Source organism: Pseudomonas sp. ES1 (assembly GCF_050586605.1).
GTDB classification, from domain to species: Bacteria; Pseudomonadota; Gammaproteobacteria; order Pseudomonadales; family Pseudomonadaceae; genus Aquipseudomonas; species Aquipseudomonas sichuanensis.
Genome location: NZ_JBOBDM010000020.1, coordinates 50,708 through 67,826, shown reverse-complemented (window position 1 = coordinate 67,826; position 17,119 = coordinate 50,708). Strand labels below are relative to the sequence as shown.

14 protein-coding genes and 1 pseudogene are annotated in these 17,119 nt (G+C 63.2%); 12 read left to right on the top strand and 3 right to left on the bottom strand.

The genetic code is table 11. The features are described from left to right. Nucleotides 1–103: 103 nt before the first annotated feature. The 4 genes from ACQ4N9_RS10880 to ACQ4N9_RS10865 all read left to right on the top strand — a co-directional run bounded on the left by ACQ4N9_RS10880 (nucleotide 104) and on the right by ACQ4N9_RS10865 (nucleotide 4,200). Complete coding sequence (locus ACQ4N9_RS10880; RefSeq protein ID WP_125858487.1) at nucleotides 104–661, top strand: polysaccharide biosynthesis/export family protein; 558 nt, start codon at nucleotides 104–106, stop codon at nucleotides 659–661. 74 nt (nucleotides 662–735) lie between these two features. Beyond that, nucleotides 736–1,806, top strand: a complete 1,071-nt coding sequence (locus tag ACQ4N9_RS10875; RefSeq protein WP_390969337.1) for a hypothetical protein — start codon at nucleotides 736–738, stop codon at nucleotides 1,804–1,806. A gap of 19 nt (nucleotides 1,807–1,825) precedes the next feature. Next, complete coding sequence (locus ACQ4N9_RS10870; protein ID WP_390969223.1) at nucleotides 1,826–3,391, top strand: GumC family protein; 1,566 nt, start codon at nucleotides 1,826–1,828, stop codon at nucleotides 3,389–3,391. Nucleotides 3,392–3,402: 11 nt separating this feature from the next. After that, nucleotides 3,403–4,200 carry a CpsD/CapB family tyrosine-protein kinase gene (locus ACQ4N9_RS10865; RefSeq protein WP_110992631.1) on the top strand — a complete coding sequence of 266 codons (798 nt, stop codon included), beginning with the start codon at nucleotides 3,403–3,405 and terminating at the stop codon, nucleotides 4,198–4,200. Nucleotides 4,201–4,233: 33 nt separating this feature from the next. On the opposite strand, the gene galE is transcribed toward ACQ4N9_RS10865, so the two are convergent. The 3 genes from galE to ACQ4N9_RS10850 all read right to left on the bottom strand — a co-directional run bounded on the left by galE (nucleotide 4,234) and on the right by ACQ4N9_RS10850 (nucleotide 9,422). Next, nucleotides 4,234–5,196: a UDP-glucose 4-epimerase GalE gene (gene galE / locus ACQ4N9_RS10860; protein WP_390969225.1), complete on the bottom strand. Its 963-nt coding sequence runs from the start codon at nucleotides 5,194–5,196 to the stop codon at nucleotides 4,234–4,236. Between the two features lie 93 nt (nucleotides 5,197–5,289). Beyond that, on the bottom strand, nucleotides 5,290–7,890 hold the full coding sequence (locus ACQ4N9_RS10855) for a glycosyl hydrolase family 5 (protein ID WP_390969227.1): 2,601 nt from the start codon (nucleotides 7,888–7,890) through the stop codon (nucleotides 5,290–5,292). A 5-nt stretch (nucleotides 7,891–7,895) separates the two neighbouring features. Then, nucleotides 7,896–9,422, bottom strand: a complete 1,527-nt coding sequence (locus ACQ4N9_RS10850; RefSeq protein ID WP_390969229.1) for an O-antigen ligase family protein — start codon at nucleotides 9,420–9,422, stop codon at nucleotides 7,896–7,898. A 95-nt stretch (nucleotides 9,423–9,517) separates the two neighbouring features. Between ACQ4N9_RS10850 and ACQ4N9_RS10845 the strand changes: the two genes are divergently transcribed. The 8 genes and pseudogenes from ACQ4N9_RS10845 to ACQ4N9_RS10810 form a co-directional block, all read left to right on the top strand. Continuing rightward, entirely contained in the window at nucleotides 9,518–10,894 is a 1,377-nt protein-coding gene (locus ACQ4N9_RS10845; RefSeq protein WP_390969231.1) for an oligosaccharide flippase family protein, read from the top strand. Beyond that, nucleotides 10,860–11,198 carry a hypothetical protein gene (locus ACQ4N9_RS10840; RefSeq protein ID WP_223277204.1) on the top strand — a complete coding sequence of 113 codons (339 nt, stop codon included), beginning with the start codon at nucleotides 10,860–10,862 and terminating at the stop codon, nucleotides 11,196–11,198. Before ACQ4N9_RS10845 ends, ACQ4N9_RS10840 begins: the two co-directional genes overlap by 35 nt. Continuing rightward, a complete protein-coding gene (locus tag ACQ4N9_RS10835; RefSeq protein WP_390969233.1) occupies nucleotides 11,195–12,661 on the top strand; it encodes an FAD-dependent oxidoreductase in 1,467 nt (488 codons plus the stop codon). The genes ACQ4N9_RS10840 and ACQ4N9_RS10835 overlap by 4 nt, the downstream gene beginning before the upstream one ends. Nucleotides 12,662–12,793: 132 nt before the next feature. Then, complete coding sequence (locus tag ACQ4N9_RS10830) at nucleotides 12,794–13,411, top strand: acyltransferase (RefSeq protein WP_390969235.1); 618 nt, start codon at nucleotides 12,794–12,796, stop codon at nucleotides 13,409–13,411. Further along, nucleotides 13,404–14,360 carry a glycosyltransferase family 2 protein gene (locus tag ACQ4N9_RS10825; protein WP_390969237.1) on the top strand — a complete coding sequence of 319 codons (957 nt, stop codon included), beginning with the start codon at nucleotides 13,404–13,406 and terminating at the stop codon, nucleotides 14,358–14,360. The genes ACQ4N9_RS10830 and ACQ4N9_RS10825 overlap by 8 nt, the downstream gene beginning before the upstream one ends. Before the next feature lie 8 nt (nucleotides 14,361–14,368). Continuing rightward, entirely contained in the window at nucleotides 14,369–14,893 is a 525-nt protein-coding gene (locus ACQ4N9_RS10820; protein WP_390969239.1) for a serine O-acetyltransferase, read from the top strand. A gap of 37 nt (nucleotides 14,894–14,930) precedes the next feature. Next, complete coding sequence (locus tag ACQ4N9_RS10815; RefSeq protein ID WP_390969241.1) at nucleotides 14,931–15,908, top strand: glycosyltransferase family 2 protein; 978 nt, start codon at nucleotides 14,931–14,933, stop codon at nucleotides 15,906–15,908. A 7-nt stretch (nucleotides 15,909–15,915) separates the two neighbouring features. Further along, a pseudogene (locus ACQ4N9_RS10810) lies at nucleotides 15,916–16,815 on the top strand (DUF535 family protein); the annotation flags it as partial. Nucleotides 16,816–17,119: the final 304 nt, after the last annotated feature.

Genomic DNA, 17,119 nt, shown 5'->3' with positions numbered 1-17,119 from the left:
GATCGGGGCCATCGCGGCGGTGGTTGTCGCCGCGACCAGAGCGAGATGTAGTGCGTTGTTCTCAATCAGTGCTCTTTGCAGGCCATCAGGCCGGAGGGACCCCATGGTACGTCTAATGTCTGCTGTGCTGTGCGTGCTGATGCTGTGGTCTGGTGCCGGCCGTGCTGACCCATCCGCTACCCCCTATCTGCTGAGCCCTGGCGACCGGGTGATGATCTCGGTCTGGCAGGAAGAAACCCTGCGCCAGGAAACCACTGTCCTGCCTGATGGCAGCATCACCTTCCCGTTGGCGGGGCGGGTCAATGTGGCCGGGCTCGACCCGACCGCTGCCGCGCAAAAGATCAGCGCCGGGTTAAAGGCATACCTCGCCGAGCCTAATGTCAGCGTCGTGGTGACCGGTACTGCCGGCAACCTCGTCTATGTGCAGGGCAAGGTGATCAAGCCCGGCCCGGTGCCCATGGCAGGCCCCACCGCCGTGTTGCAGGCGCTGAGCATGTCGGGCGGCCTGGACAAATTCGCCGACGAAAGCGCCATCAAGGTCATTCGCGGTACGGGCGCGACACAAAAGGTTCTACCGGTGCGTTACAAGGATCTGGTTTCCGGGCGTGACCTGTCCACCAACTTCCAACTCCAGGCGGGCGACACACTGGTCGTTCCCTGATCTGTCTGACTCAATATTAAGACCGCATAGTGCCAATTATTCGAACAACAAGCGTTGCAACGGCAATCATGATGATGCCGTTTTCCGGCCTGGTACAGGCCGCCAACTGGCAGTCTTCGGTCGTGGTTCCCACGACCGTCGAGTACGACAGCAACCCGCTGTTGCTGACGTCTGACGAGAAGGGTGTTATGCGCACACTCATCGAGCCCACTTACAACCTTGTCGGCACATACGGCCGCGACCAGGTGAACCTGGGGCTAGGCGTGCATGTACTGCGCTCGTCCGACACCAATGTGATGGGCAACCGTGAAGACCCCGATGTCAGTCTTGGCTGGCAACGCGATACCGACAAGGGGCGGTTCGGGCTCAAGGCGCAGTATGTCGAAAGCTCGACACTGTCCGGCAGCGTCCTGGACACCGGTGTGGTGACCACCGACGGCACCCAGAAGATGACCCTGTTGACGGGCACCTGGACCCACGCCCTCACCGATCGCACCACCCTGGACAACCAGACCACCTACTCCCACGCCCGTTATGACATCACCACGCTGACGGGCTACGACGAGTATGCCAACGCCACGACCCTGACCTACGCCTGGAACGCCCGCACCGATGTGTTCACCGGCCTGCTGGTGCGCCGTTACGAACCCGAGCAGACCGACACGGCGCGGGCCACCAACAGCTATACCCCGACAGTCGGCGTGAAGTATCAGCTGACCGACCGGCTTGAAGGCACCGTGCACGCTGGCGTCAACCAGGTTTCCGGATCCGGGGGCGGGCGCCGTGGCGAGGGCGGGGTGTCGCTCAACTACAACGGTGAGCGTGCCGATGCCAGCTTCAGCGCCGAGCGCAGTACCGTCGCCAGCGCCGAGGGCGGTTTCGCCGAACTCGACATGGTACGCGGGCTGTGGAGCTATGCCGTGAGCGAAACCAACCGTGTGGGCCTTGAAGCGTCCTGGCAGGACAGCAAGGGCCAGACGCCGAACACCCTGCAAACCTACAGCGCCTGGGCCAGCCATGAGTTCTCGCCGTTCTGGGACCTGCGCCTGTCGATGATGTACAAGGAACGTCAGCAGGACAAAGTGCCGGATGCAGTGGCTACGATCATCGGATTGACCCTGACCTACAGACTCCCTGACCTTTGACTTTCAGCGTGGGCCCGCCATGAAGACTGAATACGAGATGTCCGTCAAAGATTACCTCGCCATCATCAAGGACCGGGCCCTGCTGCTGGGGTTAAGCATGATCGTCATCCTGGCGGTGACGGTCGGAATTGCCTTGACGGTGCCGCCGACTTTTCAGTCGACCGGCACCATCCTGGTGGAGTCCCAGCAGATTTCGCCAGAGCTGGTTTCGGCGAACAACAACAGCTTTGCCGATGAGCGCATCGAGGTTATTCGCCAGCGCGTGATGACCCGCGAGAACCTGCTGCAGATCATGGACAAGTACGGCTTGTTCAACGACAAGGGCCACCAGCTCAGTGAGTCGGACAAGATCGACCAGATGCGCAACGCGATCCTTGTCACCACCCTCAGCACCTTCGTCAAGGGGCGCGGCGAGACCACGGTGGCGTTCAACGTCTCGTTCGAGCACAAACGCCCGGAAGTGGCCAAGGAAGTTGCCACCGAACTGGTCACCTTGTTCCTCAACGAGAACATGAAGCAACGCACCGAGCGGGCCAGTGAAACCACCGAGTTCCTCACCCAGGAAGCCAACAAGCTCGGCGCCGAGCTGGCCACCCTGGAGAACCAGCTCGCCGATTTCAAACAAGCCAACGCCAATGCCTTGCCCGAGAACCAGGCATTGCGCATGAGCATGCTGTCGCGCTCGGAGCTGGAGTACCGCGAAGTCGATCGCGACTACAAAAGCGCCCAGGAAGAGCTGCGCTATATGGAGCTGGAGCTGTCGGCGGCGAATGCAGGGCTTGCGACCAAGACCGATGGCGCACGTTCGAGTGCATCCGACCAGATGCAGGACCTGCCCAGCCTCAAGGCAGAGTACGCCCGGCTGTTGACCCGCTACACGCCAGCGCACCCGGATGTGCTGGCGATCAAGCGCAAGATCGATGCGCTGCAGGCCAGCGGCAGCAAAGCCAACGCCGCCTCGGGCGTAAGCCTCGATGTTGCCCGGGCCCGAGCCAAACTGGTGGCGGCCCAGGACCGGATTGCCTCGCTGGCCGAGCAGAAGCGCCAGTTGGGCAGCAAGATCGAAGGTTATGAGGCGGAGATCCTCCAGGCCCCGCAAGTCGAGCGCGGCCTGGTCACCCTGATGCGTGACCATGACAACGCACGCAAAAAGTACGAAGAGATCCGCGCCAAGGAAATGGGGGCGAAAATCACCGAAAGCCTGGAGCAGGAAAACAAGGCCGAGCGCTTCGTGTTGCTGGAGCCACCGCTGATGCCGGAGAAACCGGTAAAGCCCAACCGCAAGAAAATCGTCGCACTGGGCCTGGTGCTCGCACCTGCCGGTGGCGGGGCGTTGGTGATGCTGCTTGAGTTGCTCAATCAGCGGGTGCGTGGTGTCGGCGCTCTGGAAAGCGTGCTCGGCCGACGCGTGCTGGTAGCCGTGCCATTCATCTCCACCCAGGCTGAACAGGCGCGACGCAAGAAATGGCGAGCGTGGGGGATTATTGGCGCGTTGGTGATGGCGTTGGTCCTGCTGCTGCTTGTGCATCTGTTCTATATGCCGCTGGATCTACTACTGTTTAAAACTATGGCGCGGTTTGGCTAGGGAGCGCAGCAATGGACAGGAATACGCCAGCAATAGGCAAAGGCCTTCATCAGGTTCCACCTACCGAAAAACTGCCGGCACCGCTGGTTCAGCGAACCGACGTGCTTGGCCCGTTCGACTATGTGCAAACCAAGGTGGTGCCGCTGCGCGCCGAGCACCTTGAGCGCCACCGGATCGTGGCCTACAACAAGAACTCGAACATGAACTGGGCGTTCGACCTGCTGCGCACCCAGGTGCTGCAGACCATGGAAGAGAACGGCTGGCGCACCCTGGCGATCACCTCGCCGACGCCCGCAGCGGGCAAGACGGTGCTGGCGATCAACCTGGCCATGAGCATTGCCCACCACACCAACAAGACTGCACTGCTGGTCGATTTCGACCTGCGCCGGCCGCGGGTCGGCAGTACCCTTGGCCTGCCGATGGATCGGGCGCTCAATGACCTGCTGGCCGACAAGGCGGGGCTTGAGGAGGTGCTGGTCAACCCGACGTTGCCACGTTTCGTGGTGCTGCCGACCCGGGAACCTATCCCGATGTCCACCGAGATGTTGTCCTCGGCCAAGGTGGGCAACCTGATCAACGACCTGCGCGATCGCTACGAATCGCGTATCTGCATCTTCGACCTGCCGCCTTTGCTCAGCTCGGATGACGCGATCACCGTGCTGCCGAAGATCGACTGTGTGCTGCTGGTGGTCGCCAATGGCGTGAACAGCAAAAAGGATATCGAAGACTGCCTGTACCACCTGGCCACCGCCAACATGATCGGCGCCGTGTTGAACAAGGCCGAGCCCGAGACCCGCGACTATTACTGAGCAAAGCTGTGAGTTGTGAAACGTACCCCTGGGTCAAGCCCAGGGGTATTTTTTTTCCCAGTTCCAGGCGTGACGCACGATTGCGTCAAGCGAGCTGTAGACCGGCTGCCAGCCAAGCAACTGCCTGGCCTTGCCGGCATCGGCCACCAGCCTCGGCGGGTCGCCGGCGCGGCGTGGCGCGTCCTCGACGCGGACCTCACGCCCCGTCACATCGCGTACGGTGTCGATCACCTGCTGCACGGAGAAGCCGAGGCCGTTACCCAGGTTGAGCGCGGTGCTGGCGCCACCGGCAACCAGGTAGTCCACTGCCAGCGCATGGGCCGAGGCCAGGTCGGCCACGTGGATATAGTCGCGAATGCAGGTGCCGTCCGGGGTGTCGTAGTCGCGGCCGAACACGGTGATGGCGGGGCGACGCCCCGAGGCCGCTTGCAGGATCAGCGGGATCAGGTGGGTTTCCGGCTCGTGGCGTTCGCCACATTCACCTTCGGGGTCCGCCCCGGCGGCATTGAAGTAACGCAGGCACACCGAGCGTAACCCGTAGGCGCGGTCGAAGTCCTGGAGCACCTGTTCCACCATCCATTTGCTGCAGCCATAAGGGTTGATCGGCGCCTTGGGGTGTTGCTCGTCGATCGGGACATACTGCGGGTCGCCATAAACAGCGGCGGTGGAAGAGAAGATCAGCCGCCTTACCCCGGCGCGAACCATGGCCTGCAACAGCACCAGGGTCGCCGCCACATTGTTCTGGTAATACCTGCCAGGCTCTGTGACCGACTCGCCCACCTGGATGAACGAGGCGAAATGGAACACCGCATCGAAGCTATATTCGGCGAACAGGGCATCCAGTGCAGGTGCATCGGCGATGTCGAGTTCCACCCATTTGATCTGGGGCCGTGTGGGTGCAAGATCAGCCACCACCACGTCATGCCCCTCGGCCAGCAAGTGCTTGACCATGTGCGAACCGATGTAGCCTGCACCACCGACCACCAAGAACTTCATGCAAACCTCCTGGAAGCTGCTGCCCGTACGGACGTCCCTTACGGCAACCGGGCGCGCCGGTTGCCGCAACAGGCCTTTGCAGACTCTAGATGGCTATTTGAGGAACAGCCAATTGGACATGCGTTGGCCATCGAAGCGGATGTTGTAGCGCCCATTTTGGTAGTCCGCCGGCAACTGCGTTTCTTCCCCATCGGCATTGCGCGCGAACAGTTTCAAGCCCGGCAAAGCCTTTACGCTGAGGGTGCCGGCGAGGGGTTCGACATGGAAGGGTGTCTTGTCATCCTCGCGGGGCACCGCGCGGGTGCCCAGCGAGATCAGCAACGCCCGCGACTGACTCAATGGCTTGGCATCGAGGCTTTGCACCGCAACGCTGGCATAGGGGGTCTGTAACTGGGCCTGGATGTTGCTCAGTTGGATTGACTGGCCACCCAGCCAACCGGTGGCGACCTGGGTCAGGGCGGTATCGATGGTGTATAGCCCTTTTTGCCAGTTGCGCCTGAGCTCGCCGGTGTCGCTGGTGGACTCGCTGGCGGTGGCGAGCAACAGCGACTGGTCTGGGTCATGCAGCACTTTCGCATCAGCCGGGATCACGCTGGGCTGCAACCACGGCAGCTGGGGTGTGGCAGGCATGGCGATCTGCAGCCGGCCTTTCTCCCAGGCCGTGCGCAGCAGGGCCGAGCTGTTGGGGCTGATGGCACGGTTATAGAGAGTCTCGGGCGTGGGTGCGAACACGTAGCGGGTGGTGGCCTTGCGCACATCCCCGCGTCGGTAGAGCAGGGCAGCGGCGGGGAGGGTGGCAAGCAGCGCCGGGTCGTTGTAGGCGTGCCAGTTGTCGGCGGTGCGCCAACCTTCGATGAATTTCTGCTGGCTGTAGGCGTACTGCATCAGCCCGTCCCAGCCTTGGTGGCTGGCGGTCCCGGCGATGTACAGCGGCAATGAGTGGCGATCGGGGGTGGGGAAGGGCTCGGCGTTCCATTCGGTCACCGTCATGGGCTTGCCGACCACCTGGGCCGCCGCCAGCCAGTCGAGCATGCCGTCGCTGGTCAACGGGTTGCGCTCCAGCTGCCCGCCGCCGCCATAGCTGTGGGCGTCGATCACATCACCCGTGGTCAGCGCCGGCAGCGCGCTCAGGCCATTGCCACCCCAGGTGCTGGTGGTGACGATCGGCACCTTTACGCCAAGCCCGCGCAGGTGCTGGATCATGTCGAGGTCGAAGCGGTGTTCCAGGTCGTTGAGGAACAGCTTCGATGGGCCTGGCAGCCAGGTCATCTGGATTTCGTCGACATTCAGGTGTTGGCGCTGGGCGAAGGCCTTGGCCTGGTCCTCGAACAACTTGTAGTGCCTGGGCACGTTCTTGTCTTTCAACAGGGCATTGCCGAAGTGCTGGGTGATGTCGTTCTCGTTGGTGATCAGCACCGCGGCGACCGCCGGGTCGTCCTTGTAGGCCAGGCCGGTATACGGGTTGACATGGGTCAGGTACTGCTCGGCGAAACCTTTCATGGCCTGCTGCAAGGTGATGTTGACATAGGCGTAGCCCTTGAGCCCTGCGGCGCCGTGGGTCTTGGGCAGCTCATCGAAGCCATAGATGTCATCCGCCGGGGTGACCGGGCGCTCCACGTGCAGGTCCAGCCACACATAGATCCCTTGGTCTTTCAGGCTCTTGATCCACAGGTCAAGCTTGCGCTGCGACTCGGCATTGAGCTGGCGCGTGTCGCGCAGGGTGGTCATGTCGCCGAAGATGTTCGGGCTGACCCAGGGCGAGTCGTGATGATGCAGGCGCACCAGGTTGAAGCCCAGGGCCGAGAGGCGCTCGGCCTGCACCTTGATCTCCTCGTCCGGGGTGCCGAACAAGGCGTAGGCCGTCAGGTTGGTGCCCCAGAAGCGCGCCGGCGTACCATCGGCAAACTGCAACTGCTCGCCTACAGCCTTGACGAAGCCACGCTTGCCCGCCGGTATTTCCGGTGCGTTGAGAAACGACAGGTCGACCGGTGACTTGCGCCAGTCCAGTTGGTCGTCGGGCCAGCTGGCAGGGTCGGCCATGCCGAAACGCTCGGTGGGCGTCGGGCCGATGGCGATGTCGCCACTCACCTGCAGTTGCGCCTTGACCTGCTGGCGACCGGGCTCGATCGCCTCGCTGTAGAAGAACGCCCGGATTTCGCTGGGGTTGCCGCGTTCGAAGTACACCCTGGCCAACGCCGGCTCGAAGCGCATCTCCAGCCGACGCCCCTGCGCATCATTGCCCCATGACCAGCCGCGATTGCCGGGCAACAGTTGCGGGGCGCCCATCTCCCCGGCGACCAGTGCCGGGTCGAACTGGAAGACAATGCCACCGCCCATCACCTTGGTCTTTCGGCTATGGGCATCCAGGTCGAAGTTCCAGGCCAGGGTGTGTTCGCCGGGCTTGCTGATGTCCGCCTTGAGGTCGAAGTCCAGGTCCTTGTTCTTGCCCTCCAGGGTGTAGTTGTAGGGCGCGTTGACCTTGAGCGCGGCGTAGAAACCGGTCCAGTCCCAGTCAGCGCCCCAGAAATCGAACTTGGCGATCATCGCCGGCCCTCCGCCGCGGGTCACGGTCGGCAAGCCGTTTTGTTCCTCCACCTTCACAGTCCAGGCCGCAGCCTGTGCTGCAAACGGCAGAATCATCAGGCCAGCAAGGAGCGAAACCCGCAGCAACGGGCGCAGTGCAGATGACTTCATTGTCGTTACCTGGGTTGGAGGCCACGTTGGGCAATGGTTGCGGGCTGGGTTGCACGAAGCCTGCGGACCATCTGCATGTAGGCCACGCTCAGCCCGGCAACGGACCAGTACACCACGGGGATCACCGTGATGCTGCTGACGGTGAAGATGATCACCAGGATGCCCACCAGGGTGGCCAGCAGCGCCCGCCCCAGTTGGCGTTGTTCGTCATCCTTGTCCGGGAATGCCAGCATGGCCTTGCGAACCCCCCGCAGCACGCAGACGAAGAACGCCACGAACAGCCCCAGGCCCACCAGGCCAACCCTTAGCGCAAGGTTGAGGTAGGTGTTGACGATGTCGATGATGCCGTCGCCCTGGATCATCGACTGCATTTCCGGGGTATTGCGAAAATCGAACGAGCCGAACAACGGGTTGCGCTGGATGACGATCCATGAGTTGTCCAGCAGGCGCTCGCGGTAGGTGATGTTCTCTTTTTCCAGGTTGCCGATGAACGGCAGCATGTCGAGCACCTTCTCGCCCCCTGGCACCACGGTCAGCAGCGGGATGGCCAGCACGCCGGCGACGGCCAGCAGGCTGAGGCGCTTGACCGCGCCCTTGCCGGTGGCGATGAACACGGCGACGATGATCGCCGCGCCGATCCACGGGCCGCGCGACAGGGGGGCGACCAGCCCGGCCGCTAGCAACAGCGCGCCCATGGCACGCTGCAAGGGGCTGCGTACATAGCCCTGGACGAACAGGAACAGGCCGATCGCAACGCTGATGACATAGCCCAGGGCGATGGCCTGGCCGGTGGTGACGCTGGCGCGCAGCGAGCCGCCGCGGCTCAGGTAGCTGGCCATGCTCCACTGCACGCCCATGGCCTCGAGCAGGGCGTTGTACAGCAGCCAATGGCGGACGAACTCGGCCACGCCGATCAGCGCCAGGACGAAGCCGGCCAGCACGAAGGCCAGCATGGCGTCCTTGAAGTCGCTGAGCTGGCGCAGGGCACGGCTGGCCACGTAGTACGGCAGGAACACGTCTATATAAAGGTACAGCGCCTGGCGCAGGGTGTCGGTGAGGGTGGTTTCGCGCAGGTACAGCGCGCCTATCAGGACAATGCTGGCAGCCAGCAGGCGGTCAGGCCAGAGGCGCCCGAAGCCAGGCGTGTCGGCCTGCCTGCGCAGGGCCAGGGCTGCGGGCAGCAACACGCACAAGGTCAGCAGGCGCACGTGGTTCAGGTCGAACAGGTAGTTGATCACCCCGAAGCCGGGTATCGGCACCGTGGCGGGGGGCATCACGAACAGCAGCATGAAGAACAGCGCCATGATGTTGCGCTCGCGCCTTCCTGCCAGGTACATGATGACCGCCGCAGCCCCGGCGTATACCCAGAAGCTGTACGAGACGAAGGCCAGCAGCGTCAGGGCGAACCACAGGTTGCGCCGCCGCTTGAAATCGCGCTCGGGAATCAGGTCGCTGGCGGGGCCGCGTGCGAGCACGAACACCACGGTGGCGAGGAACAGAATGACGACAAGCGCACGAAAATGTTCAGGCATTGGCAACGGCACCTATCCGCTGGTAGAGGACAGCTAGCATCATGGCTAATTGAAACTATAGTGACTTCTTAGACATCCAGTCAGGGATTGAAGCCATGCCGTCTGTTGAAGTGTCTGCATCGGTGAGTCTTCGCAAGCGTGCATTAGGGGCCGGGGCCTGGAACCTGGTGTCGTTGATCGCGTCGCAGGTGATGCGCCTGGGCGGCAACCTGATCATGGCCCGTTTGCTGTTACCGGAAATGTTCGGGGTGATGGTCATCGCCACCACCGTTTCGGTACTCCTGCACTTGCTCTCCGATGTCGGCCTGCGGCAGAACATCATCCAGAGCCACCGTGGCGACGACCCGCTGTTTCTCAATACTGCCTGGAGCGTGCAGATCGTTCGTGGTTTCGTGCTCTTCGCGCTGACCCTGCTGCTGGCCCTGGCGGCCTGGTTCGCCCAATTGGGCAACCTGTGGCCGGCAGACTCCACCTATGCTGCGCCCGAGCTGCCACTGGTGCTGGCGGTGACCGGTATTTCGGCGGTGATCTACGGTTTCCAGTCAACCAACATAGATGTGGCGGTGCGCACTTTCCAGCAGAAGCGCGTGGTACTGGTGGAACTGGCATCGCAGATCGTCGGGCTGGTCGTCATGCTGGTGATCGGCTACTTCACCCGTTCCATCTGGTCGCTGGTGATTGCCGGCCTGGCGGGCGCCCTGACCGGTACGGTGCTGGGCCACCTGGTGTTCCAGGGCCCGAAAAACCGCCTGGAATGGGACCGCAGCGCACTCAATGAGCTGGTGGTGTTCGGCCGCTGGATCCTGTTGTCCTCGATCGTAGGCGTGCTGGCCATGTACGGCGACCGCATGTGGTTCGGCGCCAGCATGAGCGCTGCCGAGCTTGGGGTGTATTCGATCGCCGTGCTGATTCTGGGCTCGCTGCAGACCGGCTTGTTGAAACTGGTCGGCACGGTGGCGCTGCCAGCGTTCAGCGAGGCCGCCAGGGCCGGTGACCATGATCGGCTCAGGGCACTTTATTACCGTTTCAGGTTGCTGGTGGACCTGGCCATGCTGTTCACCTGTGGCGTGTTCATCACCGCCAGCCCACTGCTGATCGGCTGGATGTACGACGAGCGCTATGCTGGCGCAGGCACTATGCTCAGCATTCTGTCGCTGTCGTTCTTTACGCTGCGCTACACCCTGGCGCATCAGATCTGGATCGCCCAGGGGCTGACCAAGTACCAGGCCATGGACAACATCATCCGCCTCGTTGCGCTGTGGGTGGGGTTGCCGTTGTTGCTGGCCATCGGTGGCGTGCAATGGGCAATCTGGGGGGTTGCCCTGCACACGTTCCCGACCTTGGTACTGATTGTGTATGTCAATCTCAAGCTCGGTATCTTCAGTGTCCGGCGCGAGCTCATGGTGTTACCGATGATCGCCGTCGGTGCGCTGTTCGGTGAGTTGGCAACGCGTTTCTTCAACTGGCTTTGAACCCCTTGCAACAACGCGCGGTGCCCAGGCGTCGGCGACAGCGGTTTACCTGGTTTTGGCACAACAATGGTGGGGGCTGGGGATCATGGGCAAGCTTGTGTTTTTCACGCAGCTGTCGGGGCGCAGGGTATTCCTGCGTAACTGTGCCGTGCTGGGTATCGGCGCAGTGGTGTTCGGCAAGACGGTGGCCGAAGGGCCCGTCACCCCTCCCGCTGATCCTGTCGGCAACGGTGCCCCAGGCGGGTTCGTGGTCATCAACGGCTGGGTCCTGCCTTCGGGCTATTTTCGGGACGGGCAGGCATGATCCGCGACTACCAGGCGCAGAAGACCCTGCGCGAGGATTATGACGTCTGCATCATCGGTGCCGGGCCCGCCGGCATTACGCTGGCGCTGCGCCTGGCGCAGGCTGGCTGGAAAGTGGTGCTGGCCGAGGGGGGCGGGCACGACTACTCGCCGCGTTCCCAGGCCCTGTACCAGTGCACCTCGACCGGCCTTGAGCTGTACCCCCATGAAACCCGCCTGCGCTACCTTGGCGGCACGTCCAATCACTGGGCAGGCCGTTGCCGTCCGTTCACCCCCTCCGACTTCGCGGTCCCGCCCCCAGGCGATCTCCCTGGCTGGCCCATCGCCTATGCCGAAGTGGAGCCTTACCTGGCAGCGGCCATGGAGATTGTCGACCTGCCGCAAGGCGCACAATTCCAGGCCGAGAATGCCGGGCTCAAGGGCGGTGACTTCGAACCGGACAAGTTCCTGCTCAGCCCGCCGACGCGCTTTGCGCAGAAATACGCCGCAGCGCTCAACGATACCGCCGGGCTGGACGTCTTCATCAACTGCAACTGCGTCGATCTCGAGTTCGAGCCGAGCACAGGAAGCCTGGCGGCAGCGGTGGTGTCCGACTATGACCTGCAGCGCCAGCGGCTGGTGGCCAAGCACTTCATCCTGGCGACGGGGGCACTGGAGAACGCCCGGCAACTGCTCAACAGCAAGTCCCTGCGCAAGGCCGGGGTGGTCACTCAGGATGGGCTGGTGGGGCGCTGCCTGATGGAGCACCTCAACGTCGAGATGGGCACTTTCATCCTCGAGGACGGCCAGACTGGCGAGCCGCGCCAGTACTACACCAGCGATGCCTTCGTCAGCGAATACAAGGCCGGCAAGGGCAATGTCTCGGCCACGGTGCTCGATGAAGTGCGCACCTTCGGCCGGACCGCCGAGGTCAAGCACTTCCTGGAAAACCTGCTCTGTGAGATGAACCTTGCCCACAAGGTCAGCTTCATCGCCAATTTCAGCTGCCCGGGCGAAGGGGTGCTCAGCACCATGATCGAACAGTACCCCAATGCGCAAAGCCGGCTCTCGCTGCTCGAGGAGAAGGACGAGCTAGGTGTGTCCAAGGCCAACGTCAATTGGGCGCTTACCGCAAATGACCGCCACACCATCCGGTGCATCGGCAGCGAGCTGGCCAAACAATTCGTCGACACAGGCCTTGGTTTCGTCAGGCTGAACGAGTACGTGTACGACGCCGCGATACCGCTGAAGATGGAGCCTCACGCGCACCATATGGGCACCACACGGATGGCTGCCTCGGCGCAATACGGTGTGGTCGACCGCGACTGTAAGGTATTCGGCACCGACAATCTTTATGTCGCCGGCAGCAGCATCTTCGCCACCGGTGGCGCCTCCAACCCGACCATGCCGCTGTTGCAGTTCGCCCTGCGGTTGGCGGATCACCTCGATGAAAGGCTGAAATCGGCGCGCGGGGCGCTCACCTGAGCAGTCTGCGTGGTGTCAGGGCAACAGTAGGGTGGGTAAGGGAGTGAGCGCGAGGCGGTCAGCATCAACAAGAACGAGACCGCATTCGCCTCAGGGACAGTCCAGGATCGCTTCACTTGCGAGGCTAGCAGCATGTATGGATGGATACGCAAAGCATTGGCCAACTACGCCAACTCGACCGGGCGCGCTGGCGCGACCTACAAGAAGTTCTGCAATCCGAATGCCCGCGACTGGGGCGCTTACCTGACCCGCTGGGGCCAGTTCTACTCCGTCGGCAGCAACGTTCATATCAACCCCGGGTGCAACGTCACCGACCCACGCCTGGTGCGCCTTGGCAGCAACGTCGGGTTATCGGACTGCACGCTGATCGGCCACGACGGTGTGGTTGCGCTGATCGAGATCTGTTACGGCAAACAACTCGATTCGGTCGGTTTCATCGACATCCGCGACAACTGTTTCATCGGCCACGGCGCAATCGTGATGCCGCGCGTGACCATCGGCCCGGACTCGGTGGTTGCCGCCGGCTCCGTGGTCACCAAGGATGTGCCGCCCGGTACCGTGGTCGGTGGCAATCCGGCGAAGTTCATCTGCACCACCGAGGCGTTGATCCAGCGCGTCGAGGAACGCTGCGCCGCCTACCCCTGGATAGACCTGGTCAAGCAGCGCCAGGGTGCCTACGATCCGGCATTGGAGCCGACCCTGGCCGCTGCGCGAGGCCAGTACTTCTTTGGGGATGGCAGCAATGGCTAGCAAACCTGTCGATGTGATGGTGGTCAACTTCAACACCGCCGGCTTGCTCCAGCCGATGTTCGACGCCCTGCGCCAGGCCGACGGCGACAAGCTGGCGAGTTACCTGGTGGTGGACAACGCCTCGGTCGACGATTCGGTCGAGCGCCTGGCCAAGGTCTGCCCCGAGGCCGTACTGGTCAGCAACCAGAAGAACGTCGGTTTCGGCCGGGCCAACAACCAACTGCTGGCGCACCTGAACGGTAAGTACGCATTGCTGCTCAATACCGATGCGTTCGTCGCCAGGGACTCCCTGGACAAGACCCTCGAGTACATGGACGCGCACCCGGAATGCGGGGTGCTGGGCGTACGCCTGGAGGGGCGCGACGGTGACCTGCAACCCAGTTGTCGCTACTTCCCGACCCCCTTGAACGTGTTCGTGGCACGCACCGGGCTCGGGCGCTTCTTCCCGGGGTTGAAGATGGTCGACGAGATGAACTGGGACCACGGCTCGGTGCGCGAGTGCGACTGGCTGCCCGGCTGTTTCTACTTGGTACGGCGCGAGGTGCTCGACCAGGTAGGCCTGTTCGACCCGCGCTACTTCCTTTACTACGAGGAAGTCGACCACTGCAAACGGGTCAAAGAGGCCGGCTGGAAGGTGGTGTTCTATCCCCACACCACGGTGGTGCACATCGGCGGCGAAAGCTCAAAGTCCGTCGCTGAGCTTGAGGCGGCCAGCCGCCAGATATCGGCCTACCAGATCGAAAGCGAACTGCTGTATTTCCGCAAGCACCATGGGTTGGCAGGGTTGGCCCTGCATATGGCGCTGGTGACCCTCGGCGATCTGGTGCTGGCCCTGAAGGCTTTGTTGAAGGGGCGGGGGCGGGCAGCCATCACGGCTTGCTGGCGGCATTGCCGGGCCACCTGGGCGCTGTTGTTCGACACCCGTTTTGCAAGCCAACCCACACGGTAGGTGACGCCATGTTCGAGAATATTCGTGCCGATCTGCGGGCCCATGGCGGTGACTGGGGCGCCCAGGGCTTCTGGGTGTTGCTGGTCTATCGCTTCGGGCGCTGGCGCTACGGGGTGCGCCCGGCCTTGCTGCGCAAGCCGCTGTCGCTGGTCTACAAAGTGCTGTTCAAGTGGGTGCAGATACTGACCGGCGTCGAGCTGCCCTGTGAGGTGCAGATCGGCCGCAACTTCGTCATCGACCACTTCGGCGGCATCATCATCAGCGGCTATGCGCGTTTCGGCGACGATTGCCGGATCCGCAACGGCGTGGTGGTGGGGCTGAAGAATGTCAGCGAACCGACCGCGCCGGTGTTCGGCAACAACGTCGATATCGGCGCCGGCGCCAAGGTGCTGGGCAACATCCGCATTGGCAACAACGTAGTGATCGGCTCCAACGCCGTGGTGCTGGTAGACGTGCCGGACGACTGCCTGGCGGTGGGTGTGCCTGCGACCGTCAAGGCGCGCAAGCCCGCCGAAGCAGTGCCGTGTTCATGAGGCAGGCAACACTGCCCAGCGCCAACAGGAGGGCGCCATGCTGACAGGGATTGGCGTTGTAGTGATCGGCCGTAACGAAGGCCAGCGCCTGCAGCGCTGCCTGGCGTCACTGGCCGGTTGCGCGCAGCAGGTGGTGTATGTCGACTCGGGCTCGACCGATGGCTCGCAGGCCTTGGCCCAAGGGCTGGGCGTCGAGGTGCTGGCGCTGGACATGACCCGGCCCTTTACCGCCGCACGGGCACGTAACGAAGGCTTCGCCTGCCTGCAATCTTTGTTGCCGACACTAGGCTACGTGCAGTTCGTCGACGGTGATTGCGAAGTCATGGACGGCTGGCTGCAGCAGGCCTGCGAATTTCTCGATGCACGGCCGGAAGTGGCGGTGGTGTGCGGTCGGCGCCGCGAGCGCTTCCCGCAGCATTCGGTCTACAACCTGCTGTGCGATCTGGAATGGGACACACCGGTGGGCGAGGCCCGGGCCTGTGGCGGGGATGCGTTGATGCGTGCCGAGGCGTTCAGGGCCGTGGGCGGCTTTCGCGCGGGGCTGATCGCCGGGGAAGAGCCCGAACTCTGTATTCGCCTGCGCGGTCGCGGCTGGAAGATCTGGCGCCTGCCCGCCGAAATGACCCTGCACGATGCCGCCATGACCCGTTTCAGCCAGTGGTGGCGGCGCAGCCTGCGCGCAGGCTATGCGTTCGCCGAGGGCGCCTTCCTGCATGGCGCGCCGCCTGAGCGGCATTGGCAGCGTGAGTCGCGTCGTGCCTGGCTCTGGGGGCTGGGCATACCGCTGGTGATCGTGGCTGCGTGGGCACTGCTGGGGGGCTGGGGGTTGCTGCTGTTGCTGCTCTACCCGTTGCAGGCCATGCGCCTGGCGCGCCGTGGCGGCCGCTCGGTTCGCGAGAACTGGCTGCAGGCAGTGTTCCTGGTGCTGGGGAAGTTCCCGGAGATGGTCGGGCAGGTGCGGTTTCTGTTGAACCGGCTCACGGCCGGCAAGACGGTGTTGATCGAGTACAAGTGAGAGGCCCATGGCGTTCAGATCGTTACTCAAGAGTGTGCTCACTTTGCAACCCGGCTATTCATTGCGGGCGTTGAACAACAAGTTCAAATTGCTGGTGCTGATCATCACCCAGTGGACGGACCTGCGGCCGTTCCTGCGGCACATGGAAGCTGCGCTGGGCAAGGAAGGCTTCGACAGGCTTGGTGTCGATTGCATCGGCATGGTGCAGTGGCCCTATATCAGCAAGTACTGGTCGGTGCGTGAACGCCTCGACGCCGTGGCTTCGCACTACCAGCTGGTGACGACGCAGTTCCCGACCCTGTTGCTGCTGGGCCGGGACGAGCGCCGGACACTGTGCGATCTGTCAGGCATTTCTGCCGACTGCACCCTGGTGCTGGACCGGCCGATCTGGTTCAAGCGCGAAGGCGAATTGGTGCTGAACCTGTTCCAGGGCGACCTGCGCGTGGCGTCACTGGCTTTCACCCTGCAGCGCACGGCGGCAGGCCTGTGCCTGTTCATCGGCGCGGTGCAGGGGATCCACAAAGGTATCGACAGCGAGCGCTCGCTGGCCATCTACCGTGACCTGACCAAGGACTTCGAAGGGCTGCGCCCGCGCAGCCTGCTGCTCGAGGCGCTCAAATGCCTGGCCAGGGCAGTCGGGGCTGACGGCCTGTATGCGGTGGGCGACGCCTACCGGCATCATCGGCATCCTTACTTTGGCGCCGAAAAGTCCCAGGACCTGGCCGCCAACTACGACGCCATCTGGCTGGAGCATGGCGCAGTGCCCAGCGAGCGCGAAGACTTCTTCAACCTCCCGCTGGCGGCGGCGCAACGTGCGCCAGAGGATATCGCGCCGAAGAAACGCGCCATGTACCGCAGGCGCCAGGCTTTGCTCGAGGCGTTGTTCGTGCAACTCGAAGCGGCGCTGGCGGCCGGCGCGGACCCGCTGCAGGTACATCGGCAACGGCTGGGCTATGCCCTGGTGTTGCAGGAGGCCAGTGCGCCGACAGCCGCGCATTCGTGGTTGGCAAAGGCTGCGGGGGTGTTCCGTCAGGCCCTGCGCGAGCCCCGGGCCGACCAGCGTTTCGTGGCGTATATACGCAAGGCCGGGCTGTATCCGACCCTGAGAAAGGCCTGGCGGGAGCTGTTGCGCCATGGCCCGGCGCTGCTTTGGAAACCACCCGCAGAACAGCGTCACGACCTGCCCCTGGACGCCCCGGGCGTGGCGGCCA

Excerpts from the sequence above, each read along its gene's own strand:
- ACQ4N9_RS10880 (WP_125858487.1), top strand. The coding sequence starts at position 104 with ATGGTACGTCTAATGTCTGCTGTGCTGTGCGTGCTGATGCTGTGGTCT.
- ACQ4N9_RS10875 (WP_390969337.1), top strand. The coding sequence starts at position 736 with ATGCCGTTTTCCGGCCTGGTACAGGCCGCCAACTGGCAGTCTTCGGTC.
- ACQ4N9_RS10870 (WP_390969223.1), top strand. The coding sequence starts at position 1,826 with ATGAAGACTGAATACGAGATGTCCGTCAAAGATTACCTCGCCATCATC.
- ACQ4N9_RS10865 (WP_110992631.1), top strand. The coding sequence starts at position 3,403 with ATGGACAGGAATACGCCAGCAATAGGCAAAGGCCTTCATCAGGTTCCA.
- galE (WP_390969225.1), bottom strand. The coding sequence starts at position 5,196 with ATGAAGTTCTTGGTGGTCGGTGGTGCAGGCTACATCGGTTCGCACATG.
- ACQ4N9_RS10855 (WP_390969227.1), bottom strand. The coding sequence starts at position 7,890 with ATGAAGTCATCTGCACTGCGCCCGTTGCTGCGGGTTTCGCTCCTTGCT.
- ACQ4N9_RS10850 (WP_390969229.1), bottom strand. The coding sequence starts at position 9,422 with ATGCCTGAACATTTTCGTGCGCTTGTCGTCATTCTGTTCCTCGCCACC.
- ACQ4N9_RS10845 (WP_390969231.1), top strand. The coding sequence starts at position 9,518 with ATGCCGTCTGTTGAAGTGTCTGCATCGGTGAGTCTTCGCAAGCGTGCA.
- ACQ4N9_RS10835 (WP_390969233.1), top strand. The coding sequence starts at position 11,195 with ATGATCCGCGACTACCAGGCGCAGAAGACCCTGCGCGAGGATTATGAC.
- ACQ4N9_RS10830 (WP_390969235.1), top strand. The coding sequence starts at position 12,794 with ATGTATGGATGGATACGCAAAGCATTGGCCAACTACGCCAACTCGACC.
- ACQ4N9_RS10825 (WP_390969237.1), top strand. The coding sequence starts at position 13,404 with ATGGCTAGCAAACCTGTCGATGTGATGGTGGTCAACTTCAACACCGCC.
- ACQ4N9_RS10820 (WP_390969239.1), top strand. The coding sequence starts at position 14,369 with ATGTTCGAGAATATTCGTGCCGATCTGCGGGCCCATGGCGGTGACTGG.
- ACQ4N9_RS10815 (WP_390969241.1), top strand. The coding sequence starts at position 14,931 with ATGCTGACAGGGATTGGCGTTGTAGTGATCGGCCGTAACGAAGGCCAG.